21 protein-coding genes and 2 tRNA genes are annotated in these 24302 nt (G+C 66.6%); 12 read left to right on the top strand and 11 right to left on the bottom strand.

The features are described from left to right. Nucleotides 1–652: 652 nt before the first annotated feature. Nucleotides 653–2371 (bottom strand): alpha/beta fold hydrolase, encoded by a 1719-nt coding sequence (locus ACFK0J_RS29175; RefSeq protein WP_378732702.1) that lies wholly within the window; start codon nucleotides 2369–2371, stop codon nucleotides 653–655. A 75-nt stretch (nucleotides 2372–2446) separates the two neighbouring features. Next, nucleotides 2447–3001 (bottom strand): TetR/AcrR family transcriptional regulator, encoded by a 555-nt coding sequence (locus ACFK0J_RS29170; RefSeq protein ID WP_378732700.1) that lies wholly within the window; start codon nucleotides 2999–3001, stop codon nucleotides 2447–2449. Between the two features lie 145 nt (nucleotides 3002–3146). On the opposite strand from ACFK0J_RS29170, the gene serA reads away from it, so the two are divergent. From serA to ACFK0J_RS29155, 3 genes are all read left to right on the top strand, one after another. Next, complete coding sequence (gene serA, locus ACFK0J_RS29165) at nucleotides 3147–4745, top strand: phosphoglycerate dehydrogenase (RefSeq protein WP_378732698.1); 1599 nt, start codon at nucleotides 3147–3149, stop codon at nucleotides 4743–4745. A 144-nt stretch (nucleotides 4746–4889) separates the two neighbouring features. Continuing rightward, nucleotides 4890–5897 (top strand): 3-isopropylmalate dehydrogenase, encoded by a 1008-nt coding sequence (locus ACFK0J_RS29160; protein ID WP_378732696.1) that lies wholly within the window; start codon nucleotides 4890–4892, stop codon nucleotides 5895–5897. 128 nt (nucleotides 5898–6025) lie between these two features. After that, nucleotides 6026–6628: a Uma2 family endonuclease gene (locus ACFK0J_RS29155; protein WP_378732695.1), complete on the top strand. Its 603-nt coding sequence runs from the start codon at nucleotides 6026–6028 to the stop codon at nucleotides 6626–6628. A gap of 13 nt (nucleotides 6629–6641) precedes the next feature. On the opposite strand, the gene ACFK0J_RS29150 is transcribed toward ACFK0J_RS29155, so the two are convergent. Both ACFK0J_RS29150 and ACFK0J_RS29145 read right to left on the bottom strand, forming a co-directional pair. Further along, nucleotides 6642–7250 carry a TetR/AcrR family transcriptional regulator gene (locus ACFK0J_RS29150; protein WP_378732693.1) on the bottom strand — a complete coding sequence of 203 codons (609 nt, stop codon included), beginning with the start codon at nucleotides 7248–7250 and terminating at the stop codon, nucleotides 6642–6644. 441 nt (nucleotides 7251–7691) lie between these two features. Next, the gene (locus tag ACFK0J_RS29145; protein WP_378732691.1) at nucleotides 7692–8879 is read right to left on the bottom strand and encodes an MFS transporter; all 1188 of its coding nucleotides are present in this window, start codon (nucleotides 8877–8879) and stop codon (nucleotides 7692–7694) included. A 204-nt stretch (nucleotides 8880–9083) separates the two neighbouring features. On the opposite strand from ACFK0J_RS29145, the gene ACFK0J_RS29140 reads away from it, so the two are divergent. The 4 genes from ACFK0J_RS29140 (at nucleotide 9084) to ACFK0J_RS29125 (ending at nucleotide 11777) form a co-directional block, all read left to right on the top strand. Further along, nucleotides 9084–9860: a fumarylacetoacetate hydrolase family protein gene (locus ACFK0J_RS29140; protein ID WP_378732689.1), complete on the top strand. Its 777-nt coding sequence runs from the start codon at nucleotides 9084–9086 to the stop codon at nucleotides 9858–9860. 16 nt (nucleotides 9861–9876) lie between these two features. After that, entirely contained in the window at nucleotides 9877–11349 is a 1473-nt protein-coding gene (gene gltX, locus ACFK0J_RS29135) for a glutamate--tRNA ligase (RefSeq protein WP_378732687.1), read from the top strand. 134 nt (nucleotides 11350–11483) lie between these two features. After that, nucleotides 11484–11555 (top strand) — tRNA-Gln (locus tag ACFK0J_RS29130). A 149-nt stretch (nucleotides 11556–11704) separates the two neighbouring features. After that, nucleotides 11705–11777 (top strand) — tRNA-Glu (locus ACFK0J_RS29125). A 397-nt stretch (nucleotides 11778–12174) separates the two neighbouring features. Here the strand turns inward: ACFK0J_RS29125 and ACFK0J_RS29120 are convergent. The 3 genes from ACFK0J_RS29120 to ACFK0J_RS29110 form a co-directional block, all read right to left on the bottom strand. Then, a complete protein-coding gene (locus ACFK0J_RS29120) occupies nucleotides 12175–12381 on the bottom strand; it encodes a DUF5302 domain-containing protein (protein WP_218470656.1) in 207 nt (68 codons plus the stop codon). Between the two features lie 156 nt (nucleotides 12382–12537). Beyond that, the gene (locus ACFK0J_RS29115) at nucleotides 12538–13038 is read right to left on the bottom strand and encodes a PPOX class F420-dependent oxidoreductase (protein WP_378732685.1); all 501 of its coding nucleotides are present in this window, start codon (nucleotides 13036–13038) and stop codon (nucleotides 12538–12540) included. 33 nt (nucleotides 13039–13071) lie between these two features. Further along, complete coding sequence (locus ACFK0J_RS29110; protein ID WP_218470654.1) at nucleotides 13072–13773, bottom strand: IclR family transcriptional regulator; 702 nt, start codon at nucleotides 13771–13773, stop codon at nucleotides 13072–13074. A gap of 165 nt (nucleotides 13774–13938) precedes the next feature. Here ACFK0J_RS29110 and leuC point away from each other — a divergent pair, with 165 nt between their 5' ends. From leuC to ACFK0J_RS29095, 3 genes are all read left to right on the top strand, one after another. After that, entirely contained in the window at nucleotides 13939–15360 is a 1422-nt protein-coding gene (leuC, locus tag ACFK0J_RS29105; protein ID WP_378732683.1) for a 3-isopropylmalate dehydratase large subunit, read from the top strand. A gap of 35 nt (nucleotides 15361–15395) precedes the next feature. Next, nucleotides 15396–16004 (top strand): 3-isopropylmalate dehydratase small subunit, encoded by a 609-nt coding sequence (leuD, locus tag ACFK0J_RS29100; RefSeq protein WP_218470652.1) that lies wholly within the window; start codon nucleotides 15396–15398, stop codon nucleotides 16002–16004. Nucleotides 16005–16160: 156 nt separating this feature from the next. Beyond that, nucleotides 16161–16829: an HU family DNA-binding protein gene (locus tag ACFK0J_RS29095; protein ID WP_218470651.1), complete on the top strand. Its 669-nt coding sequence runs from the start codon at nucleotides 16161–16163 to the stop codon at nucleotides 16827–16829. A gap of 255 nt (nucleotides 16830–17084) precedes the next feature. On the opposite strand, the gene ACFK0J_RS29090 is transcribed toward ACFK0J_RS29095, so the two are convergent. The 3 genes from ACFK0J_RS29090 to cofC all read right to left on the bottom strand — a co-directional run bounded on the left by ACFK0J_RS29090 (nucleotide 17085) and on the right by cofC (nucleotide 21046). Then, nucleotides 17085–18023, bottom strand: coding sequence for an NUDIX domain-containing protein (locus ACFK0J_RS29090; RefSeq protein WP_378732680.1), 939 nt, complete (start codon nucleotides 18021–18023; stop codon nucleotides 17085–17087). A 20-nt stretch (nucleotides 18024–18043) separates the two neighbouring features. Beyond that, nucleotides 18044–20203 carry an RNA degradosome polyphosphate kinase gene (locus ACFK0J_RS29085; protein ID WP_378732678.1) on the bottom strand — a complete coding sequence of 720 codons (2160 nt, stop codon included), beginning with the start codon at nucleotides 20201–20203 and terminating at the stop codon, nucleotides 18044–18046. A gap of 159 nt (nucleotides 20204–20362) precedes the next feature. Continuing rightward, a complete protein-coding gene (gene cofC / locus ACFK0J_RS29080; protein WP_378732676.1) occupies nucleotides 20363–21046 on the bottom strand; it encodes a 2-phospho-L-lactate guanylyltransferase in 684 nt (227 codons plus the stop codon). Between the two features lie 31 nt (nucleotides 21047–21077). On the opposite strand from cofC, the gene ACFK0J_RS29075 reads away from it, so the two are divergent. Both ACFK0J_RS29075 and ACFK0J_RS29070 read left to right on the top strand, forming a co-directional pair. Continuing rightward, a complete protein-coding gene (locus ACFK0J_RS29075) occupies nucleotides 21078–22073 on the top strand; it encodes an NAD(P)H-dependent glycerol-3-phosphate dehydrogenase (protein ID WP_378732674.1) in 996 nt (331 codons plus the stop codon). Between the two features lie 77 nt (nucleotides 22074–22150). Beyond that, complete coding sequence (locus ACFK0J_RS29070) at nucleotides 22151–23254, top strand: D-alanine--D-alanine ligase family protein (protein WP_378732673.1); 1104 nt, start codon at nucleotides 22151–22153, stop codon at nucleotides 23252–23254. A 75-nt stretch (nucleotides 23255–23329) separates the two neighbouring features. Here the strand turns inward: ACFK0J_RS29070 and ACFK0J_RS29065 are convergent, their stop codons facing one another. Next, nucleotides 23330–24175: a DUF3515 domain-containing protein gene (locus tag ACFK0J_RS29065; RefSeq protein WP_378732671.1), complete on the bottom strand. Its 846-nt coding sequence runs from the start codon at nucleotides 24173–24175 to the stop codon at nucleotides 23330–23332. Between the last annotated feature and the right edge of the window lie 127 nt (nucleotides 24176–24302).

Raw genomic sequence — 24302 nt, 5'->3', positions numbered from 1 at the left:
AGTGTCGATACAGCCGACATATGCGGTTACTGCGTGGGAGTTTCAGCGACATACAGATGACTCCCTTGAGCGGACGTCATCGAGGAATTTACTGCGCGTCACCACTATGTCCGACTTGGTGTAAATGTCCGAGTCATACCAGGGCGGTCCGCTTTCTCTTAGGTGGCTCCCATCGCTTTCTTAAGAGATCTTTATGTTTACCGGACGGGTCTGCGGCCGAGCTACGGCCGATACGCATACGCCGTGGTCAAGCCCATGGTTCTCCGGGCATGGACACCAAATGGTCACCTGACCAGGTGTTCTTCGTGATGTGACTGTAACCTGCATCACTAAATGAGAGAATTTCGTAACCCACTTTGTCCGGCCGCCGATGTGCCTTGTGTCAGCCAGTACGACTGGATTGTCTTTCAACGAAGAGGTATTTAAATGATCCCCGTTATCATCGACACCGGTAGCGCTGCCCTGGGCGGTTTCCTGGACACCTTCGGTGCCGCTCTCCACGGAATCGTCAACACCCTGTGGACGGGATCCTTCGGCGGCCGCTGAATTAACGTAATGGTCGATTGATCGACCGGGTCTCGCGCCACCTGAGCGCGATTCCGGAGAGGGCCCCGCACCCCAGTGGTGCGGGGCCCTCCTCGTTGCGCGGGCGCTAGCGCGCGGGTGCGCCGACCGCTCGGACGCCGACTTGTGCGATCTCGGCTGCTACCTGTGCGGGAGGGGTCAGCTGCGGGTAGTGTCCGGTGCCCTCGATCACGGCGACGTCTAGCGGTAGGGCCACGGCGAGTGGATCTTCCGCGCCGACAACGATCCGGACCGGCACGTCGATACCGACAAGCAACTCGGCCAGCTCGTTTCGTCGTGCGGGTGCACTCGCACGACGCAGCGCGGCGACCGTGCGGCCCGCCACGCCGGGCCTGCGCAAGTTCGCGGCCGCACTGTCCACTGCCGGGCCCGCCGAGATGCCGAGCCGGGTCGCCAGCGCGGCTGTCGACATCCGCCGCAACGCCACCGCCGCCAGCGGTGAACCCAGGACTCGACTGGCCCGCCGTTGCAGAAACGCGGGCGACACCAGGACGACACCGGAGATGCGGTCCGGGTGCGCGGCGGCATATTTCAATACGGGGCCGCAGCCGAGCGAATGACCGACCAGCACGGGGCGATTGCGCACGGTGCTCATCAATCGCGGTAGTACTTCATCGATTTCGCCCGGTGCGGAACGTCCCAGCCCGGGCAGATCGGCAACCAGGCTCGACCCTTCGAGGTGCTTGCGCACCTCGGTCCAAGAGTCACTGTCGACCGGTAGCCCATGCAGTAGTACATAGGCCGGTTGCTCACGGTCCCCGGAAACCCAAGTGCCGTCCACGAATCCGGCGATCGGGTCCGCCTCGGCGGCACCGAACCGGCTCGACACCAGATGATCGGCCCAGGCGCGCAGCACGGTCTCGGTGTCCGGCATGGCGAGTCCGGCTTTGTGCGCGACCTCGTCCGCGGCGGCCGTGTCGTACCGGTCGTCGGCGATGAACGGGAGAGTTTCGGGATCGGCGCCGGTCAACGCCCGCGGCAGCTTCTCGATGACGCCGACCGGAATCGAGAAGCGCGGGGCGCGCACGCCCATATGCCCGGCCAGGAGCCGAATCAGTTCCGGCAGCACCGGGGTTCGCGGGTCGAGGACGGTGAAAGATCGTCCCGCGGTGTCGGCCTGCTCCGGCAGTTCGGTCAGGAACGCCGCGAAGTAGTCCAGATCGACTATCGGGACGAAGGTTTCCCGGCCGCCGGGGATCGCGGCGAGCCTGCCGTGCCACAGATCATCGACAATGCTTGCGAGCCCGACGTATTGGCCGGGGCCGAGCACGCTGCTCGGGTTGGCGATCGTCAAGGGAATGCCACGCTCGGCCGCCCGCCGGCGCAGCAGCGGATCCGACTCGAACTTCGAGGCGCCGTAAGCGCCTGTCGCATAGTTCTGTTCGTCGGAATCCTCGACGGTGATGCGATAGCCGGTGATGTGCACGACCCGCCGCAACCCGGGCAGCGCGGCGGCCCAGTCGAGCACGTTGAGTGCGCCGGTCACGTTCACCGCGTAGGCGTCGTCCTTGCCGAGGCCGAAAGCGAAGCGGGCCGCGCAGTTATAGACGTCACGGACGGTGGCGACGTCGAGGTCGGCGGGCAGGCCGAGATCCTTCGTGGTCACGTCACAGGAAACGATGCTGAGCCTGGTCGGGTCGACAGCCTGTGCGTGCAGCCAGGCGGTGAGTCGTTGTTCGCCGCCGGGACGGACGGCCGCGATGACGGTACCGCCCTGCGTGAGCAGGTGGGCTACCACGGCGCGGCCGATGAACCCGGCGGCGCCGAGCACGATGCTGTCGGACATGCTGTTCTCCTTAATAGACCGGTCTACATATTCTGAGAATATGCGAAAGCTGTTGCCGGAAAGGCTGATCAGAGCTCAGAGCATGGCGTGAATGGTGCGCGCCACCCGCTCGAGCGGCTCGCGGTCGCGCTGGGCGCGGGCCAAGAGCAGGGCGCCTTCGATCATGGCGAGAATCGCCGCGGCCAAGTCCGCCGCATCGGACCGTCCGTCGGCCTGTAGCCGAATGCGTAGTGCCCCTTCCCATGTCGCGTACGCGGCGGCGCATTCGGCCTGGATCGCGTCATTCGCGGCCGAAACGTCGAGGGTGACGGTGGCGACCGGGCAGCCGTGATGCCAATCGGAGGCTTCCAGTCGATCGCCGAACGTGGTGAGCAGGCTGGTCACGGCCGTGGCGGTGTCGCCGGGTTCGGCCTGATCGATCAGCGCCGCGATTTCGGCGCCCGCCTGGGCTACCGCCTCGGCGACGAGTTGGTCTTTGCCGCCCGGAAAGTGGAAGTACAGCGAGCCACGCGGTGCGCCGCTGGTCTCGATGATCTGGTTGAGTCCCGCGCCGAAATATCCGTGCTTCTCCACCAGTGCCCGGGTGGCGCCGAGGAGTTTGCAGCGTGTCTCGGTTCCTTTGGCGCCCATGCCATAACAGTAGACCGGTCTTCATATTTTTGCCAATCGGCCCTACTGACGACGGCCGCCTTACCAGGGGGTAGCAGGCGCCGAAACCACGCCCACTAAGCTGATCGGCGGTAATTGCCGACCCCTTCCCCAGGAGTACTCCACAGTGAGCCAAGCAGGCCGTCCTGTTGTCCTGATCGCCGACAAGCTTGCCCAGTCGACCGTCGACGCGCTCGGTGACGGAGTCGAGGTTCGGTGGGTCGACGGCCCCGACCGCCCGGCTCTACTCGCCGCCGTGCCCGACGCCGACGCGCTACTCGTGCGCTCCGCGACCACGGTGGACGCCGAGGTCCTGGAGGCAGGCAAGAACCTCAAGATCGTCGCCCGGGCCGGCGTCGGCCTCGACAATGTCGACGTGCCCGCGGCCACCGAACGCGGTGTCATGGTGGTCAACGCGCCCACCTCGAACATCCACACCGCCGCCGAGCACGCCGTCACGTTGCTGCTCGCCGCCGCGCGCCAGATCCCGGCGGCCGATGCCACGCTGCGCGAACACACCTGGCAGCGCAGCAAGTTCAACGGTGTCGAGATCTTCGACAAGACCGTCGGCGTGGTCGGCCTCGGCCGCATCGGCCAGCTGTTCGCCGCGCGTCTCGCCGCCTTCGAGACCAAGATCGTCGCGTACGACCCCTACGTCTCGCCCGCCCGTGCCGCCCAGCTCGGCATCGAGCTGCTGAGCCTGGACGAGCTGCTCGAGCGTGCCGACCTGATCTCGGTGCACCTGCCGAAGACCCCGGAGACCAAGGGCATCATCGGCAAGGAAGCCATCGCGAAGACCAAGCCGGGCGTCATCATCGTCAATGCCGCGCGCGGCGGACTCGTCGACGAGCAGGCGCTCGCCGATGCCATCAAGTCCGGCCATGTGCGGGCCGCGGGCCTGGACGTGTTCGAGACCGAGCCCTGCACCGACAGCCCGCTGTTCGAGCTGCCGCAGGTCGTGGTGACCCCGCACCTCGGCGCGTCCACCTCGGAGGCGCAGGACCGCGCGGGCACCGACGTCGCCAAGTCGGTACTGCTCGCGCTGGCCGGTGAATTCGTGCCCGGCGCCGTGAATGTCACCGGCGGCAGCGTCGGCGAAGAGGTCTCGCCGTGGCTGGACATCGTGCGAAAGCAGGGTGCGCTGCTCGGTGCGCTGTCCGACGAACTGCCGGTCAGTGTCGAGGTGCAGGTGCGTGGCGAGCTTGCCGCGCAAGACGTTGCGGTGCTGGAACTTTCGGCGCTACGGGGAATCTTCTCCGCGCTGGTCGAAGACCAGGTCACCTTCGTCAACGCGCCGGCCCTGGCCAAGGAGCGCGGCATCACCGCGCAGGTGACCACCGCTTCGGAGAGCCCGAGCCACCGCAGCGTCGTCGACCTGCGTGCCGTGTTCGGCGACGGCCGCACCCTGAACGTGGCGGGCACGCTGACCGAGCCGCAGCAGGTGCAGAAGATCGTCAACATCAACGGCCGCAACTACGACATGCGCGCCGAGGGCCTGAACGTCGCCGTGCTGAACTACGAGGACAAGCCGGGCGCACTCGGCAAGATCGGCACCAAGCTCGGTGAGGCCGGGATCGACATCCTCGCCGCCCAGCTGAGCCAGGACGTCGACAAGGAAGGCGCGACGGTGATCCTGCGGGTCAACCGCGAGGTCCCCGCCGACGTCGAATCCGCGATCGCCGAATCCGTAGGTGCCGCAAAGGTCGTCGTCGTCGACCTGTTCTGATCCGATGTCGCGCACGCATTGACGCCCCGCGCGCGAAATCGTCAGCGATTTCGCGCGCGGGCATCGGAAGCGTGCGCGGCGCTGACAATGCGGTGCCTGGTCGCCGACCCTGCGCCTAGCAATACCGAACGGAGCATTGTTGTCATGAAGCTTGCTGTGATCCCCGGCGACGGCATCGGTCCGGAAGTCATTGCTCAGGCACTGAAAGTGCTCGACGTGGTCGTGCCGGGTGTCGAGAAGACCGAGTACGACCTCGGCGCCAAGCGGTACCACGCGACCGGTGAGATCCTGCCGGAATCGGTGCTGCCGGAGTTGAAGCAGCACGACGCGATCCTGCTCGGTGCGATCGGTGATCCGTCGGTACCGAGCGGTGTGCTCGAGCGCGGGCTGCTGCTGCGCACCCGGTTCGCGCTGGACCATCACGTGAACCTGCGGCCGTCCAAGCTGTTCCCCGGCGTGACCAGCCCGCTGGCCGGCAGCCCTGATATCGATTTCGTGGTGGTCCGGGAAGGGACCGAGGGTCCGTACACCGGCACCGGTGGTGCGATCCGCGTCGAGACGCCGCACGAGGTGGCGACCGAGGTCAGTACCAACACCCGCTTCGGCATCGAGCGCGTCGTGCGCTACGCGTTCGCGAAGGCGCAGGCCCGCCGCAAGCATCTCACCCTGGTGCACAAGACCAACGTGCTCACCTTCGCCGGTTCGCTGTGGCAGCGCACCGTGGACGAGGTGGCCGCCGAATTCCCTGATGTCGCAACGGCTTACCAGCACATCGACGCCGCGACCATTCATCTGGTGAACGATCCGGGCCGGTTCGACGTGATCGTCACCGACAACCTGTTCGGCGACATCATCACCGACCTCGCGGCCGCCGTCAGCGGCGGCATCGGCCTGGCCGCCAGCGGCAATATCGATGCCTCCGGGACCAATCCGAGCATGTTCGAGCCGGTGCACGGCAGTGCCCCCGATATCGCGGGCCAGTCCAAGGCGGACCCCACCGCCGCGATCCTCTCGGTTTCGTTGCTGCTCAACCATCTCGGCAACACCGAAGCCGCCGCCCGGATCGAATCCGCCGTCGCCAAGGATCTCGCTGCCCGTGCGGGCGCGGCGTCGACGGTCGAGATCGGCGACCGCATCGCCGCCATCGTCTGAGGCAAAGCCGAACAAGGTCACGTGTGAACCGGACGTGGCGTGGTAAACCATGGATTGGGTCCATGATGTGTGCTGGATTACAGCTCACTCGGCGGATATGCGGACCTACCTGGTGAAACGGAGGTTCGGTGAACGGACGGCGAGGCAATCGAAGGGCCGACGTCGGTCCCTATGCCGGGTTGGATCTGCGTGATGTGCCCGGTGGCGGCAAGGGTTTCGAACTAGAGGACGGCTGGCTGGTCGAGGTGGCCGCCGGTGCCAGGCACAATCACGTGACGCAGCGCCTCGGCCGGCTCATCGATGCCGCGGCCGTCGGTGCCGCCGTGCATCTCTGCGTCGGCAGTGGTTGGGAGGTCTCCACCCGGAGCGGGGTGCGCAAGCCCGACATCATCGTGGTGCCCCGTGAGGTCGCCAGGGCCGCGGTCGTCGCGGACGTTCCCAAACGGGTTCCCGGCACGGAAGTGCGACTCGCCGTGGAGGTCATCGCGCCGGGTAGCGGGACCGAACGCACCGATCGGGTGCGAAAAGTGCGCGAGTACGCGGCGATCGGGATTCCGCAGTACTGGATCATCGAACATCAACCCGAGGTGCTGGTGCATCGAATGGTGCTGGGCGACGGCGGTTATGGCGCCGATCCGGTGGTCGGCGCGGGCGCTGTCTTCGAGGCCGTGGTCGACGCGGACAAGCCGTTCCGCGTCGCGTTCGATCCCGCTGCGCTGCTTGCCGTTTGACCCGGAACCGGGCTCAGCTCTTGCCGCGGTGGCGGCTCTGACGGTGGCTGATACCGACCGCACGGCGGACGAACGCGACTGTCTCCGGGGCGATCTCGTCGTGGCAGCGGCCCGCGTCGATGCGTTCGACGGCGCGACTGAGTGCGCCGTCGATGAGATCGGCGGTCAGGTCGGGGTTGAGGTTGCCGAGGCCGGTGAGCGCCGCGCGCAATGGGGCGGCGAGATCGTGGTGGGCGTCGGCGAGATCGCGCCGGGCGGCCTCGTCCCGGGGGAGTGTGCTGCCGAGGACGGCGATGCGGTGGGCGCCGGAGGCGGCCAGTGCCAGGGTGGTTCGTACATATGCCTCGACCTGACCTGCGGGCGTTTCGGCGCGTTCGACCGTATCGCGCACGCGCTCACCCCACTCCGCCAGCGCGTCGGCCACGATCCGGGACAGGATTTCGTCGCCGGACCGAAAGTATTTATAGACACTGCTGCGCGCGAGTCCGGCGGCCGCGCCGACCATCGCGGGTGTCACCGCCTGCGGGCCGTTCTGTAACAACACCATCCGCGCGGCGTCGAGCAACGCGCGCTCTTGGTTCGCCCGGTGTTCGGCGACGGTTGGTGCGTCGATCCTCGGCATCGCACTCCTGATGGTGATAGCGACGGAATGTTTCTATCGTAACACTTAGCGACATTGTGCCGCTAAATGCGACATAGCGGACGTGTATTGGGGGGTGAGCGTGCTGCTGCCGGATCACTCGCAGCGCGATGGATGCTACTGGCGGCGTGGGGAGTTCGTCCCGATCGCGAAGGTTGTCCAGCGGGCTGAACAGATCGATCGTGTCAAAGTTATTGCCATGACAGCGTTCCCGCCGTTTCGCGTGTGTGCCTCGCTCACGTTCCTAGGACGGTCACCAGCATTCGCGCCTTCTACATGCTGACGTTTCGAATCAGTCGGTTGTCGTGTTGTAGAGGGCGGCAGCCGATTTGGCCGCCCCTAGTAGTGATCGCGGGTTGAGCCTTCAATACATCGCGCCCGATCCGGGATGTGAAGCGGACTCGATCTTGCGGCGCTGAGCGGCTATTGGGGGCGACGATCGGCCGGCACCAAGGGGACGGCGGCCACCGCCAGCGCTGCCGCCAGAAGGTAGGCGGCGGCGAAACCGCTTGCGGCGATGAGTGCGCCGAAGGCCGGCGGGACGGCGGCCATCGCGAGATTCTGGCCGGTGTTCTGGATGCCGAGCCCGCGACCACTCCAGTACGGCCCCGCGATCTCGGCGACCGCGGTGAAGGCGAGCCCGTTGTCCGAGACGGTGATCACCGAGGCAGCGACCAGCAACGGAATTGCGGCCCACCACATGTGGGCCCACGCCGCCAGTGCCAGCGCGGCCATCGACAGCACGGCGGCGATGGCGACGACGCGCAACGGGCCGAGCCGACTTCCGACGCGGTCGGACCAGGCGCCCGCCCCGATTCGGCCTGCGGCACCCAGGATTTGGGTGGCGGTGACCAGGATCCCGGAGGCGGCCAACGACCAGCCCGCGTCCCGGTGCAGCCACAGCAGGGCGAACGTCCATACCGTTCCCTGCGGTATGACCAGCAGAATGGAGACGGCATGGATGCGCCACAGAGTCGTGTCGCCGCGATAAGGGTTGGCGCGCAATGCCGCATCGGTGGCGGCACCCTCGGGCCGCGGCGGATCGATGATGCCGATCAGGCAACCCACCGCGGCGATGCCCGCCATCGCCGCGGGAACCAGAATCGCCGCGGGCACACCGTGTGTCGCTGCGACGGCGGGCACGGCCAGCGCGCCGACGGCGACACCGAGCGGCTGGGCGGTCTGTCGGATTCCCATGGCCAACCCGCGCCGATGCGGTGGAAACCAGCCGACGATCACTCGGCCGCTCGCCCCATTGGTGCTGGCCGCGCCGACGCCGCCGAGCAACAGCAGTGCGCCCAAGGCGATGTCGCTCGTCACGGTGGCCGCGGCGCCGCCGGCGAGCAGCATCAGCAGCGGGCCGCCGATCAGTACCTTGCGTTCACCGATCCGATCGACCACATACCCCCACGCGATCAATGTGCAGACCAGTCCGACTGTGGGCATGGCCACCAGTAGTCCCGCGGTGGGCAGCGGCATGCCGCGATCGGTGAGTGCGGGCAAGAGGAAGGCGACGCCGTGCACGAAGACCGCACTGGCCGCTTGGGCGAAGACGCCGAGGCCGAGCATGGACCACCGTCGAGCCGACTGGATCGGTGGCACGGTAGTCATCGCCTTCACCTCTGTATCTCATTATTTGGGAACCAATTCCCATTCAGTGAGCAACGTTGCTCACGTTACACCCTGCGTGCGATCAGATTTCCGGAGTGGATTGTCGAACTGCTCACAATTGCCGGAATTCGGCTGGTCACCGGTGGCTGACTGCTCGGTTGGGCGCGTTCGGGCAGGTGGAAGCCGGTCGATAGACTGCCTGGCATGCGTCTAGGTCGAGTAGCCAGTCCCGATGGGGTCGCGTTCGTCAGCATCGAGGGGAACGGAAGCGACAGCATCGCGAAGGAAATCGCGGAACACCCGTTCGGTACGCCGACGTTCACCGGGCGGAGCTGGGCGCTGGCCGATGTGCGTCTGCTCGCGCCGATTCTGGCCAGCAAGGTGGTCTGCATCGGCAAGAACTACGCGGCGCACGCGGCCGAAATGGGCGGGCCCGCACCGGAAGACCCGGTGATCTTCCTCAAGCCCAATACCTCGATCATCGGGCCGAACGCTCCGATCATCATGCCGCCCAGCTCCTCTCAGGTCGACTACGAGGGTGAGCTGGCGGTCGTCATCGGCCGTCCCTGCAAGGACGTGTCCGCGGCTCGCGCGCTGGATGTGGTGCTCGGATACACCGTCGCCAACGACGTCACCGCGCGCGATCAACAGCGCCACGACGGACAATGGACCAGGGGCAAGGGCTACGACACCTTCTGTCCGCTCGGACCATGGATCGAAACGTCCTTGGATCCTTCGGATCTGGAGATCGTTACCGAGCTCGACGGTGAAGTCCGCCAGCGCAGTCGGACTTCGCTTCTACTGCACGACATTCCGAAGCTCATCGAATGGATCAGCACGGTGATGACGCTGCTGCCCGGTGACGTCATCCTCACCGGAACGCCCGAGGGCGTCGGCCCGGTACAGGCCGGACAGCAGGTGTCCGTGACCGTCGAGGGTATCGGAACCCTCATCAATCCCGTTGCCGCCAAGCAGCGCTAGCGATCGAAAGAGAGCCATGACTGAAGTACGGGTCCGCTTCTGCCCGTCACCGACCGGAACGCCGCACGTCGGCCTGATCCGGACGGCGCTGTTCAATTGGGCCTACGCCCGGCACCACGGTGGAAAGTTCGTCTTCCGCATCGAAGACACCGATGCGGCACGGGATTCCGAGGACTCCTACCGCGCGCTGCTCGACGCGCTGCGCTGGCTCGGCCTCACCTGGGACGAGGGACCGGAGGTCGGCGGCCCCTACGAGCCGTACCGCCAGTCGCTGCGCAAGGACTTGCATCTGGATGTGGTCCAGCGGCTGCTGGCAGCGGGCGAGGCCTATGAATCCTTCTCCACGCCTGAGGAAGTCGAGGCACGCCACCGCGCCGCCGGTCGCGACCCGAAGCTCGGGTACGACAACTACGATCGCGAGCTCACCGCGCAGCAGATCGAGGCGTATCGAGATGCCGGGCGCCCCGCCGTGATTCGGCTGCGGATGCCCGACGAAGACCTCACCTGGCACGACCTGGTGCGCGGCGAGACCACCTTCAAGGCGGGCACGGTGCCCGACTTCGCGCTTACCCGCGGTACCGGTGATCCGCTGTACACGCTGGTCAACCCGGTGGACGACGCATTGATGAAGATCACGCACGTGTTGCGCGGCGAGGATTTGCTTTCCTCGACCCCGCGTCAGCTCGCCCTCTATGGCGCCTTGCGCCGTATCGGCGTGGCCGACTTCACGCCGGAGTTCGGCCACCTGCCGTTCGTCATGGGGCAGGGCAACAAGAAGTTGTCCAAGCGTGATCCGGAGTCGAATCTGTTCGTCCACCGCGATCGCGGATTCATCCCCGAGGGTTTGCTGAATTACCTGGCACTACTCGGTTGGAGCATCGCCGATGACCACGACGTGTTCACGATGGCGGAGATGGTTGCCGCGTTCGACATATCGAAAGTAAATTCGAATCCGGCACGATTCGATCAGAAGAAGGCGGACGCGCTCAACGCCGAGCACATCCGATTGCTGGAACCGGGTGATTTCAGCAACCGACTGCGCGAGTACCTCACCCGGCACGGTCATATCGGCGCCGAAATCGACGAGAAGATGTTCGCCGCCGCGGCCGAACTGGTGCAGACCCGGATCGTCGTTCTGTCCGATGCTTGGGAACTGTTGCGTTTCCTGTTGGCGCCCGCCGAACAATTTGCGATCGACCCCGCCGCCGGAGCCAAGAATCTCGGCTCTGACGCAACTCCTGTATTGCAATCCGCTATTGCCGCGCTGGAGCCGCTGACACACTGGTCCACCCCCGCTATCGAAGAGGCGCTGAAAACCGCGCTGATCGATGATCTGGGGCTCAAGCCACGCAAGGCATTCGCTCCGGTGCGCGTCGCGGTGACCGGGTCGCACATCAGCCCGCCGCTGTACGAGTCGCTGGAACTGCTCGGCCGCGACCTCAGCCTGGACCGGTTGCGCTCGGCACAGGAGTGGTCGGCGACGTCCTGAATCGGTCGTTTAGGCCGAAAAAATGGCTTGGACCAGGCGATTTGTAGTAAACCGGTAGCCGTTTGGTACTCTTCTTCTCGGCCCGGAACGCGGCCTCGCAGTCAGCCAGACGCGAGGCGGAATCACCAGGTCATTGGGGTATGGTGTAATTGGCAACACAGCTGATTCTGGTTCAGCCATTCTAGGTTCGAGTCCTGGTACCCCAGCGGAGAGATTGTTGTCGAGGACGGTGCGCGGCCGAAATCAGTACAGCAGCAGGCGATTTGGTCGCCGAGCTCCGGCCAGCTAAGCTAGCCGAGCCTCCTGATCGAAAGATCAACCAAAGGTGCTCCTCATGCGAATGAGAAGCAGTCCTGGCCCCGTCGTCTAGCGGCCTAGGACGCCGCCCTCTCAAGGCGGTAGCGCGGGTTCGAATCCCGTCGGGGCTACAACCAGTGCAGGCTCATGCTCATGGAGAGCATGGGCCTTTTCTGGTTTTCGCGTGTTTTTGTGGGGGTGCAACCCCCACGCCCCGCCCGGCGGGCTGCGCCCCCGGGCCCCCTGGCCGAGGGGCTTCGCCCTCGGCGCGCATGTGGGTAGGTGGGCGGGGGATGTCTCGTTTCCGCGGGTTTGGCGAACGTCTCGTCCGGTGGGCTGTGCTCCCGGATCCCCTGGTCGGGGGGGCTTCGGCCTCGGCGTGTGTGGGTAGGTCGGCGGCGCATGTTTCGTCTCGAAGGTTGGGCTCCAGCGTTGTCGGCGCGGCCTGATGCTGACCGCCGTCGGGTGTGCGGCGCAAAGCGAAGGCCCCCCAGTTGGTGGACCGGGGGGCCTTTCTCGTCTGCGGGGTTATCCGCTCTTGCGGCGGAATTCTCGCTTGTGGCTGGCGTTGCCGTGGGTTGCGGAGGCGCCTTTGGAACGGCCGTCCAGGTGGTCGGCGGTTCGGGCGTTGTGCTGGTTTTTGCGGTCCAGCGCCTCTTTGAACTTGCGCTTTACCTCGTCGGCGCTTGTGCCCTCGGCACTGCCTGAGGGGTTGGAACTATCCGATTCCGCCATCGCCGTCTCCTCGTCGTGGCGGCCGCGCGCCGCACCCGTGCGGGCGTCGGTGCCCGGCCGATTCGTGTCGAACGGTTCGACGTTAGTCGCCGGGGGGCGCGATGTCAGGTCGATATCGGTGCGCGTTCGGGTGCTGTGTCGCACCGCATAGGCAGGTCAGTCCAGGGGTTGGGCGGTGGTGCCACCTAGGGGGAGCCGGGGGAGGCCGAGCTTGCGGTGATCCCAGCTGCGAATGCGGTCGGGGATGACGCGGATGGCGGTGCGCTTGTGCAGCATGGTCTCGACCATGGGACGGACCTCCTCGCTGTATGGGCCGGTATAGCGCTCCCACACGCTCACCCCGACGGCGTAGAGCTTGTCGGGGTCGCCGATGAGCTCGGCGTGGCCCTCGATGGACACACCGCGCAGCTGGTCGTAGGTCTGGCCGGCCTCGACCATGCAGGTGATGCGCGGGTCGCGGCGCAAGTTGACCGCCTTTTGGGATTTCGTTTTCGTCTCGAACCAGAGCTCGCCGCCGATGAGCGCGTACCACATGGCGGTCAGGTGTGGCCTGCCCTTGGGGCCGATGGTCGCCAGCGTGGCGATGCGGCTGCGCTCCAGGAACTCGGTGATCTCGGTATCGGACATGACGATCTGCGCCCGTTGGTTGACTCCCATGGGCTCACTCTAGAAGGTCATTTCTGAAACGTGTTATAGCCGCTTGTGTAGTGCCTCCGCGGCGGCGACCAGGTCGGCCGCCCAGCGCGCGCCGGGCCTGCGGCCCATTCGGTCGATCGGGCCGGACACCGAGACGGCCGCGATCACGACACCGGCGGCATCGCGCACCGGCGCGGAAACGCTGGCCACGCCGGAGGCGCGTTCGGCCGCACTCTGCGCCCAGCCGCGCTTGCGCACCTCGGTCAGCGCCCGCTCGCCGAAGACGGCGTCGGCGAGGATGGTGCGCTGCAGGTCGGGGTCGGCCCAGGCGAGCAGCACTTTCGCCGCGGAACCCGCGGTCAGCGGCAGGCGCGCGCCGACGGGGACGGTGTCGCGCAGCCCGACGGGTGGTTCCAGCGCCGCGACGCAGATCCGCGCATTGCCGTCCAGGCGATAGAGCTGGACGCTTTCGCCGGTGATCTCGCGCAGCCGGGGCAGGATGGCCGACGCGGCCTCCAGCAGCGGATCGGTGGCGCCGGCGGCGAGCTCGGCGAGGGCGGGGCCGGGCCGCCACATTCCGGTGTTGTCACGGGCCAGCAGGCGGTGCACTTCCAGGCCAACGGCCAGGCGATGTGCGGTGGCGCGGGGCAGGCCGGTGCGGGCGCACAGCTCGTTGAGACCACAGGGATGCTCGGCGACGGCGTACAACACCGCCACTGCTTTGTCGAGGACGCCGATGCCGCTATGCTGTCTCATAGAACGATACTAGCGTCTCGGATGTTGGGAAATCCACTGCTGGGTACCCACCGGCGCGGAATGTCCCACGGCGCATCCGACCTCGCATATCCGAAAACTTGTGCAGCCGCCGCCGCGCTCCCAGCCCGGATCGCGGACCGGATGCTTGTCGAAAGGTGACCGAGAATGGCACAGCCACGCACCATGGCCGAAAAGGTGTGGGAGCAGCACGTCGTCGCCCGCGGTACCGGCGAGGGCGCCGGGCGCGAGCCCGACCTGATCTACATCGACCTGCATCTCGTGCACGAGGTGACCAGCCCGCAGGCCTTCGACGGCCTCCGCGCGGCGGGCAGGCCGGTGCGACGGCCCGATCTCACCATCGCGACCGAGGACCACAATGTCCCGACCGCCGACATCGATAAGCCGATCGCCGACCCGATTTCGCGCACCCAGGTGGACACACTCCGCCGCAATTGCGCGGAATTCGGTGTGCGACTGCACCCGATGGGCGATCTGGATCAGGGCATCGTGCACGTCGTCGGCCCGCAACTGGGCCTGACCCAGCCGGGAATGACGGTGGTGTGCGGGGACAGTCACACCTCGACGCACGGCGCGTTCGGCGCGCTGGCGATGGGTATCGGCACTTCGGAGGTCGAACATGTCCTTGCCACCCAGACACTCTCGCTGCGCCCGTTCAAGACGATGGCGATCACCGTGGACGGCACCTTGTCGCCCGGTGTGACGAGCAAGGACCTGATTTTGGCGGTCATCGCGAAAATCGGCACCGGCGGCGGCCAGGGCTACGTGCTCGAGTACCGCGGCGAGGCGATCCGCGCCATGTCGATGGAGGCCCGAATGACCATCTGCAACATGTCCATCGAAGCGGGCGCCAGAGCGGGCATGATCGCCCCGGACGAAACAACCTATGAATTCCTCCGGGGACGCCCGCACGCCCCGCAGGGAGCCGACTGGACGGCCGCAGTGGCCGCCTGGGAGGCACTGAAGACCGACGAGGGCGCGGTTTTCGATGCCGAGGTGCACATCGACGCGAGCGAGCTGACCCCGTTCGTCACCTGGGGCACCAACCCGGGACAGGGCGCGCCCCTTGGCGAATCGGTGCCAGACCCCGCCCAGATCGCCGATGAGACGGCGCGGGAGTCGGCGCAGAAGGCGCTGCGGTACATGGATTTGGAGCCGGGCACTCCGCTTCGCGAGGTGTCGGTCGACACGGTATTCGTCGGTTCGTGCACCAACGGGCGCATCGAGGATTTGCGTGCTGTCGCCGGGATTTTAAAGGGACGCAAGGTCGCTGACGGAGTGCGAATGTTGGTTGTACCGGGGTCGATGCGGGTTCGCGCGCAGGCCGAATTAGAAGGACTCGGCGAGATTTTCACTGCGGCGGGCGCTGAATGGCGGCAGGCGGGCTGCTCAATGTGCTTGGGAATGAATCCGGATCAGCTCCAGCCGGGCCAGCGGTGCGCCTCGACGTCGAACCGTAACTTCGAGGGCCGACAGGGCAAAGGTGGCCGTACGCACCTGGTTTCCCCGCTCGTAGCGGCCGCGACGGCGGTCCGCGGAACCCTGTCCTCGCCTGCGGATCTGGTCTGACCGGACGCGATACCCCTACCGACTCAGGAGAATCAATGGAAGCCTTCACCGTGCACAAGGGGATCGGCGTGCCGTTCCGCCGTTCCAATGTCGATACTGATCAGATCATCCCAGCTGTGTACTTGAAGCGCGTGACGCGCACGGGATTCGAGGACGGACTCTTCGCCGCGTGGCGCAACGATCCGGACTTCATTCTGAACACTGAGCCGTACAAGCGGGGCAGCGTGCTGGTGGCGGGCCCGGATTTCGGTACCGGATCCTCTCGTGAGCACGCCGTTTGGGCGCTGTCGGACTACGGCTTTCGGGTGGTGATCTCGTCCCGGTTCGCCGACATCTTCCGCGGCAATGCCGGTAAGGGCGGGATCTTGGCCGCTCAGATGTCACAGAACGATGTCGAAATGCTCTGGAAGTTGCTCGAGGAACAGCCCGGACTCGAATTGGTTGTCGACCTCGAGGCACGCACGGTGACCGCTGGAACCGCCGTGTTGCCGTTCGATATTGATGACTACACACGGTGGCGTCTGCTCGAAGGATTGGACGACATCGGGCTCACGCTGCGCCGCAGCGACGCCATCGCCGAGTATGAAAACGCAAGGCCAGCATGGAAACCCACTACCCTCCCGGCACATATTTCGCAGCACTAAACACCCCGGGGTGTTAGCTGGATCGCCAGGGGGCCGGTAGCTGGACGTGTGCTAAACCACATGAATTTTGGCGTGGCACATAGACTCTTGCCCAAAGTGGGTTTACCGTGGTACCTAGTCGGTCCGACGACGGGCCATTAGTCTGCGGAGGATTCAATGAACAAGGCGGAACTGATCGACGTTCTGACCGAAAAGTTGGGTACGGACAGGCGCACGGCCACCGCGGCAGTCGAGCATGTGGTCGACACCATCGTGCGCGCGGTGCACAAGGGTCAGAGCGTCACAATCACCGGATTCGGTGTGTTCGAACAGCGTAAGCGTGCGGCTCGAGTTGCCAGGAACCCGCGCACCGGCGAAACCGTCAAGGTGAAGCCCACTTCGGTGCCCGCGTTCCGTCCGGGCGCTCAGTTCAAGGCCGTGATCGCGGGTAAGCAGAAGCTCGCCCAGAGCGGTCCCGCCGTCAAGCGTGGCGTGAATGCCCCGGTGGCGGCGAAGAAGGCGGCCGCCAAGAAGACGGCGGCGAAGAAGACCGCCGCCAAGAAGGCGACCCCGACCAAGGGCCCCGCCAAGACGACGGCGAAGAAGGCTGCCAAGAAGGCACCCGCAAAGACCGTCGCTCGCAAGGCGACTGCCACCAAGACCGCCGCCAAGAAGGCGCCGGCGAAGAAGACCGCCGCCAAGAAGACCACGGCGGCCAAGAAGACCACGGCCGCCAAGAAGACCACGGCGGCCAAGAAGACCACGGCGGCAAAGAGGACCGTCGCCAAGAAGGCGCCCGCCAAGAAGTCGACTGCCAAGAAGGCACCGGCTCGCGGCCGTCGCTAATACTGCGGCAGTACGGTATTGGCACCCGGTGATCGGCCGTAAGGCCGCATCGCCCGCCCTTACCGATCAAAAACGGCCCCGGAGGCATGCCTCCGGGGCCGTTTCGTCGTCCATGGTCTGCCGTGCGGAAGCTTTCGCCCGGTGGGCTGGAGCCTTTGGGGCCGTGTTCGTTGTCCGGTCCCGTCTCTATGAGCGGTGTAGGAGCCTTCTGGGGGCCGTTTGGGGTGCCCGTACCCGTCTTTCAAGACGGCACGGTCAGGACTTCACGACCTCCGACGACAGCGACCGGTCGAGATGGTCGGCGGCGACCAGTCGGCCGCCCGCGAAGGACAGCACCCAGACACTGCCCTTGCGGTTACGCGCGGACGGCAAGGTGATGCCGTCGCGGTGCGCCCACCACCGCAGCAGATCCGGAATCACCTTGCCCTGACTGCACACAACGGGCACCTCGGTATCCGACACCAACGAGACGATCCGTTGGCGTGCCTCGTCGTGCGCTGCGGCATAACCGATTTCGGATAGCAGCGGTTCCAGGATGATCTCGACGCCGAGCTTCTCGGCCAACGGCGTCACGGTTTGCACGCAGCGCACCGGATCGGCCGAATGGATCTCGGATGCCCCGAACGCCAGCAGATTCGACACCAGTGCCCGCGCTTGCGCGTGTCCGGACCGGTCCAGTGGGCGCAGCGGGTCGGGACCGGAGAAGCGGTCTCGCCGACCGGCTTTCGCGTGCCGGACCAACAGCATCGTGCGAGTGTCGGCGGGTAGCCGGGTGAACGCGCGCAGCACCTGCCGGTCCATCGGATAGGACAGCTGTTCCATCACCCGATCCAACGAATACCAACTCAGCACGTCCACTTCGGAATTGGCGGTGAACTCGCCACCCGCCACCTCGGCCGCCCAGTAATCGACCCGCTTCAGCTTGCGGTGTCCTGGAACGGGATACGTGACGTGCCCCAGGTAGCGGCCGAGCTTGCAGTCCAGGCCGGTCTCCTCCCGGACCTCCCGGACCGCCGCGAGCACCGGCGTCTCACCGGGATCGAGCTTGCCCTTGGGCAGCGACCAATCCTGATACTTCGGTCGATGCACGACCGCGATCTCGACGGCGCCGTCCGCCGTCCGCCGCCACAGCACCGCGCCCGCGGCATGAATGTTGGCGGTAATGCGGGGATCCCAGAAGGGACCCCCTTCCATCTCGTACCCCGTAGCACCACTCACTGTTGTTCCGGTCTCCGCAGCCGCATGAGGAATTCTTGGTGGTCACGCACTTTGACGTCGTCGTCGCCCGCGTGCTCGGGCTGGGCGAGCCAGTTGCCATCCGAACGGAGTACCCAGCAGCGGGTGTTGGGATGCAACGCGGAGTCGAATACCGAGCCGAGTTGCTCGGTCAGCCGCGGATCCTTCACCTGCGCCATCACTTCCACCCGACGGTCGAGGTTGCGATGCATCATGTCGGCGCTGCCGATCCAGTACTGATCCTGGGCCTGGAAGTGCATCACCCGCGAATGCTCGAGGAAGCGACCGAGGATCGAGCGGACTTCGATGTTCTCGCTCATCCCCGGCACCCCGGGGCGCAGCCCGCAGATGCCACGCACCACGATCTGCACCGGCACGCCCGCCAGCGAGGCCCGATACAGCGCGTCGATGATCTCCTCGTCGACGATCGCGTTGGCCTTCAACCGGATTCGGGCATCCTTGCCCTGTGCCGCCAGCGCCGTCTCCTGCTGGATCCGCTCGATGATCCCGGCGCGCACCCCGTGCGGCGCGACAAGCAGGTTGCGGTATTTCTCTTTTCGCGAGTAGCCGGTCAGCGAATTGAACAAATCGGTCAGATCGGCACCGATTTCCGGTGCGGCGGTGAGCAATCCGACGTCCTCGTAGAGACGCGCGGTCTTCGGGTTGTAGTTGCCGGTGCCGATGTGGCAGTAGCGACGGATGGTCGCGCCTTCCCGGCGGACCACCAGGCAGGTCTTGCAGTGCGTCTTCAGTCCGATGAGGCCGTAGACCACGTGCACACCGGCCTGTTCCAGCGCGCGTGCCCATTTGATGTTGGCCTGCTCGTCGAACCGGGCCTTGATCTCGACGAGCGCGACGACCTGCTTGCCCGCCTCGGCCGCGTCGATGAGCGCGTTGACGATCGGGGAATCACCGGAGGTGCGGTAGAGCGTCTGCTTGATGGCGAGCACCTGCGGGTCGGCGGCGGCCTGTTCGATGAACCGCTGCACGCTGGTGGAGAACGAGTCGTAGGGGTGGTGCACGAGCACGTCGCCCTCGCGCAGCGCCGCGAACACATTGCGCGGCGTCTCCCGCTCACCGAACGCGGGCGGGGTGGCAGGCACGTACGGCGTGTCTTTGAGGTTCGGCCGGTCCACTCCGTACACCTGCCATAGGCAGGACAGGTCGAGCAGGCCGGGCACCTGGATGACGTCGCCGGGGTCGACATCGAGTTCGCGCAACAGCAATTCGAGCATGTGCTCGGTCATGTCGTCGGAGACCTCGAGCCGCACCGGCGAGCCGAAGCGCCGCCGCGCGAGTTCGCGTTCCAGTGCCTGCAGCAGGTCCTCGTCGCGGTCCTCGTCGACCTCGAAATCGGCGTTGCGGGTGATCCGGAACGAGTGCTGCTCAACCACTTCCATGCCGGGGAACAGCAGATCCAGGTGTGCCGCGATCAATGCCTCCATCGGCAGGAAAGCGGCGATGGTCGAACCGGCGTCGGTGCGGCGCACCCGGACGAACCGATCGACGTTGTCCGGCACCTTGACTCGGGCGAAGTGCTCGCCACCGGTGGAGTAATCCTTCACCGTCACCGCGAGATTCAGGCTCAGGCCGCTGATATAGGGGAACGGGTGCGCCGGATCCACCGCCAGCGGGGTGAGTACCGGAAACACCTGATCCTGAAAGTGGCCCGAGAGGCGTTGGCGCTCATCGTCGTTCAGGTCGGCCCAGTCGATGATCGCGATGCCTTCGGCGGTGAGCGCGGGCAGCACGTCGTCGAGGAAAACGCGCGCGTGCCGCACGGCGATCTCCTGAGCGCGGGCGGCGATCAACTCCAGTTGTTCGCCGGGCGAGCGGCCGTCCGCGGAACGCACCAGCAGACCGGTCTCGGCTCGGCGCTTGAGCCCGGCGACGCGCACCATGTAGAACTCGTCGAGATTCGACGCGAAGATGGCGAGGAACTTGGCGCGCTCCAGCAGCGGCAGCGACGCGTCCTCGGCGAGGGCGAGCACCCGGGCGTTGAAGTCGAGCCAGCTCATCTCGCGATTGAGGTAGCGATCACGTGGCAACTGCACTAATGACGCGTCGGTCGCGATCGGTGTCGCCGCGGGCGGTGGCGTAGGAAGCAATTGCTGTTTGACGATTTCCGTATCACTCATACCTTGCCTCGCTGCCGCTCGGCGCCGGCATGCCCGATGCACGCTGGTACATGGCTCGTTCGCTGCGCTCACTCACGCCAACGATCATCCCCTACAAACCGGGTGGTGTGGAGCCCGACACTGTGATTGAAGTGTGTATCACCGCACTCTGGCGATCTCCTAGCACACTCGGCGCACCGGTTGGTGAATACGGGCGGGCCAGCCGATGTCGTGCAGCGCCGCCCTGGTCGCGCAGCCCGCTCCGAGGTCAATGGCCAGGTCGAGGTCGTCGGCCGTGTCGACGTCGAGCCGGAGACCGGGCCAGTCGCCGGTCAGATCGACCGCCCCCGCGGCAATGTGTTTGCTCGCCGAGCCGGGGCCGAAACGCGGCTCGAGGGCGGCGATCGGGTCGCGGACAAGTAGCGCGGCCGTGCCGGTGCCCGCATGGTCGACCACGATCGACCGGAGGCCGCGGGGCGCCACCGTCAGCACGTCGGCCAGCTCCTCGGGCCGCAGGGCGGGCAGATCGGCCTGCAAGGCGAGCAGATCGACCGGTCCGTGCCGGTGCCGCAGCGTCGTCGCGGCGTCGGCGAGCGCGCTGTTCAGGCCGTCCAGGCCGGCGGGGCGTGGTTCCGGATGCACCTCGGCACCCAGTGAAAGGGCGAGGTCGGCCACCACCGGGTCCGGGGTGACCACGGTGACCGAGACGATCTCCTGGACGGCCGCGGTGGCGGTCATGGTGTCGGCGAGCATGGCGAGAACCAGCCGCGCCCGGTGTTCCGGGCGCAGCCGGTCGGCCAGTCGACTCTTGGCCTGATCGAGGCTCTTGACCGCGATCACGGCATGCACGGCGTGCGGGCGCATGCGTCCAATCCTTCCATGGCATATTGGGCTGATGACGAGGGCGGCAGTACTGGGCGCGGGATCTTGGGGCACCGCGTTCGCAAAGGTCTTGGCGGACGCGGGAACCGAGGTCACGATCTGGGCGCGGCGCCCCGAGGTCGCCGAGATACTCCACACCGAACATCGCAATCCCTCTTACCTCACCGATATTCCGCTACCCCCCATGGCGGCCACCCACGATCCCGCCGTTGCCCTCGACGGCGCGGACATCGTGGTGCTCGCGGTGCCGTCCCAATCGCTGCGGGTGAATCTGGAGAAGTGGAAAGGGCTGATCGGGGCGGACGCGTCTTTCCTGAGCCTGGCCAAGGGCATCGAGATCGGCACGCTGCTGCGGATGAGTCAGGTGATCGCCGAGGTCACCGGGGCCGACGAGGGGCGTATCGCGGTGCTGTCCGGCCCGAACCTGGCGCACGAGATCGCCGTCGGTCAACCCGCGGCCACCGTGATCGCCTGTTCGGACGCCGACCGCGCGGTCGCGCTGCAGCATGCCAGCGCCACCGGATACTTCCGGCCCTACACCAACACCGACGTGATCGGCTGCGAGATCGGCGGCGCGGCCAAGAACGTGATCGCCCTCGCCTGCGGCATCGCCTCCGGAATGGGCTTGGGGGACAACACCGTTGCCAGCATCATCACCCGAGGACTGGCCGAGATCATCCGACTCGGCGTCGCCCTCGGCGCCGAACCGGCCACCCTGGCGGGCCTCGCCGGAGTGGGCGATCTCGTCGCCACCTGCACCTCACCACTGTCGCGCAATCGCTCGTTCGGCCACGCACTCGGCACCGGCGGTTCCATGGAGACCGCACAGGAGGCGACCCACGGCCAAGTGGCCGAGGGCGTGAAGTCGTGCACCTCCATCCGGGCACTGGCCGTAAAACACGACGTCGACATGCCGCTCACCACCGCGGTGCACCAGGTGTGCCACGAGGGGGTTTCAGTAGGCGAAGCCGTCGGCAATTTGCTCGGGCGGCGCATCAAGCCGGAGTAGCCGACGTGGGATTGCGCCGACGTCACCGCGATGGGTAGCAGTGCGAGCCACGCGCGCAGACAGGTACGGTTCGGGGCATGACGAACCGGATCCGGGTGGCTGTGGTTTTCGGCGGGCGGAGCAATGAGCACGCCGTGTCCTGTGTATCGGCTGGCAGTGTGCTGCGCAACCTGGATCTGGAGAAGTACGAAGTCGTGCCGATCGGCATCAGCACCGAAGGCACCTGGGTGCTTGCCGATTCGGAGATCGGGGCGCTGGGCTTCCACGATCGCGCGCTACCGTCGGTCGACGGCGCCGGCACAGCGTTGACCCTGGCCGCGGGCCCGAGTGATTCGGGCGCGCTGGTCGCGCTCGACGATCCCGGTGCCACCCTCGGCTCGGTCGATGTGGTGTTCCCCGTGCTGCATGGGCCGTTCGGGGAGGACGGGACCCTGCAAGGCATGTTGGAACTCGCCGGGGTGCCCTACGTGGGGCCGGGTGTGCTGGCCAGCGCGGCGGGCATGGACAAGGAGTTCACCAAGAAACTCCTTGCGGCCGAAGGCTTGCCGGTCGGCTACCAGGTGGTGCTGCGGCCCGGCAGTACGACGCTGAGCGAGGAAGACCGGGACCGGCTCGGCCTGCCGGTGTTCGTGAAGCCCGCGCGCGGCGGCTCGTCGATCGGCATCACGAAGGTCACCGACTGGTCCGGGTTGGACACGGCCATCGCCGCGGCCCGGGCGCACGACCCCAAGGTGATCGTGGAGGCGGGCATCGTGGGACGCGAAGTCGAGTGCGGCGTACTGGAATTCCCGGACGGCCGGGTGGAAGCAAGTGTGGTGGCGGAGATCCGGATGCCGGAAGACGGTAAGACCGCGGCGGGACCCGAGTTCTACGACTTCGAAACCAAATACCTCGATGACGTCTGCGAATTCGACGTCCCGGCGAAGCTGGACGACGACGTCTCCGACAACGTCCGGGAACTCGCGGTCAAAGCGTTCCGCGCACTGGACTGTCAGGGTCTGGCCCGCGTCGACTTCTTCCTTACTGCCGACGGCCCGGTGATCAACGAGATCAACACCATGCCCGGTTTCACCCCGATCTCCATGTACCCCCGAATGTGGGAGGCCACCGGCGTCGACTACCGAGCCCTGGTGTCCACCCTGATCGAAACCGCGCTCGCCCGCGGCACCGGCCTCCGCTAGCGCCTGACGCACGGTCAACCGGGCGTGGCTGCGGGGTTGTGCGAGTGGGGGTGCGGGGGTGTCCCGTTGAGCGGGTTAGTTGGGGAGGGGGGCTGGGTCTAGGGGGGTGGCGGGGAGGTTGGCGGTGATGGTGTCGGAGACCGCTTGGAGGGGGGTGGGGCCGGAGCCGTCGGGGACGGTGAGGGCGATGTAGGTTTCGCGGTCTACGGCGAACCAGGTGCTGGCCTTGGCGGCCTGGTCACGGGCCTCGAACCATTGGACGCCGTTGACTATCTGTAGTGCGGAGGCGCGGTTGAATTCGAGGGGGCGGTCCAGGCCGCAGCGCAGCACGATCGGGTCGCCGCCGTCGGCACGCTGCCAGGCGCGGGTGGCCGGTGGGGAGGGTTCGACCAGGGTGGATTTGGTGAACTCGCCGAGTTCGGTGGGTAGTGCGGGGAGCAGGGTGGTGCAGGCGGGGCCGGTCGCGGCGGGGGCGGGGACCGGGCCGAGGACCAGGGGCTCGCGTTCGACGGGTGCGCGGCGGGCGAGGATCGCCGCAACGAGTACCGCGACCACGAGTACGACGGGCAACGCGACAGCGGTCGCGATGAGGGCGGGCGAGTACTGGCGAGTGCTTGCGGCCTGGGCGCCGTTGTGGGTGGATTCGGCTCCGGATTCGGCTCGCGCTGCGGTGTCGGCGTCTGATGCGGCGCTTTCGGAGGCAGTCTTCGCGCGTCCGTCGGCGGTGTCCGGCGCGACGGTTTCAGATCGAGTGGCGGCAGGCCCGGCGTCTCCGGCGGCGTCCGAAGTGGCGGCAGCTTCAGCGCCGACGGCGTTCGGCGCGGCTTCGGTATCAGGTCGGGTGTCGACGGCAGGCGCGTCCGCCGCGGGTTTCCCGGCCTTCTCCTTCGCCGAATCGCGGTCCGACGATTCCGCCGCCATGCTCACCGATCCTTCCTGTTGCGCTGGATGGCCGGTCGGCGGGCCGCGGGTGCGGCGGCGCCGTGACCGGCCCGGTGGTACTCGAGTGCCCTGGAAAGGGTACCTTCGGGGCGATTCCAGCTAGCAG

It is taken from the genome of Nocardia brasiliensis (genome assembly GCF_042691675.1).
Classification (GTDB): Bacteria; Actinomycetota; Actinomycetes; order Mycobacteriales; family Mycobacteriaceae; genus Nocardia; species Nocardia brasiliensis_D.
The sequence above is the reverse complement of the archived record's forward strand: the minus strand, read 5'-3'. Positions and strand labels throughout refer to the sequence as shown.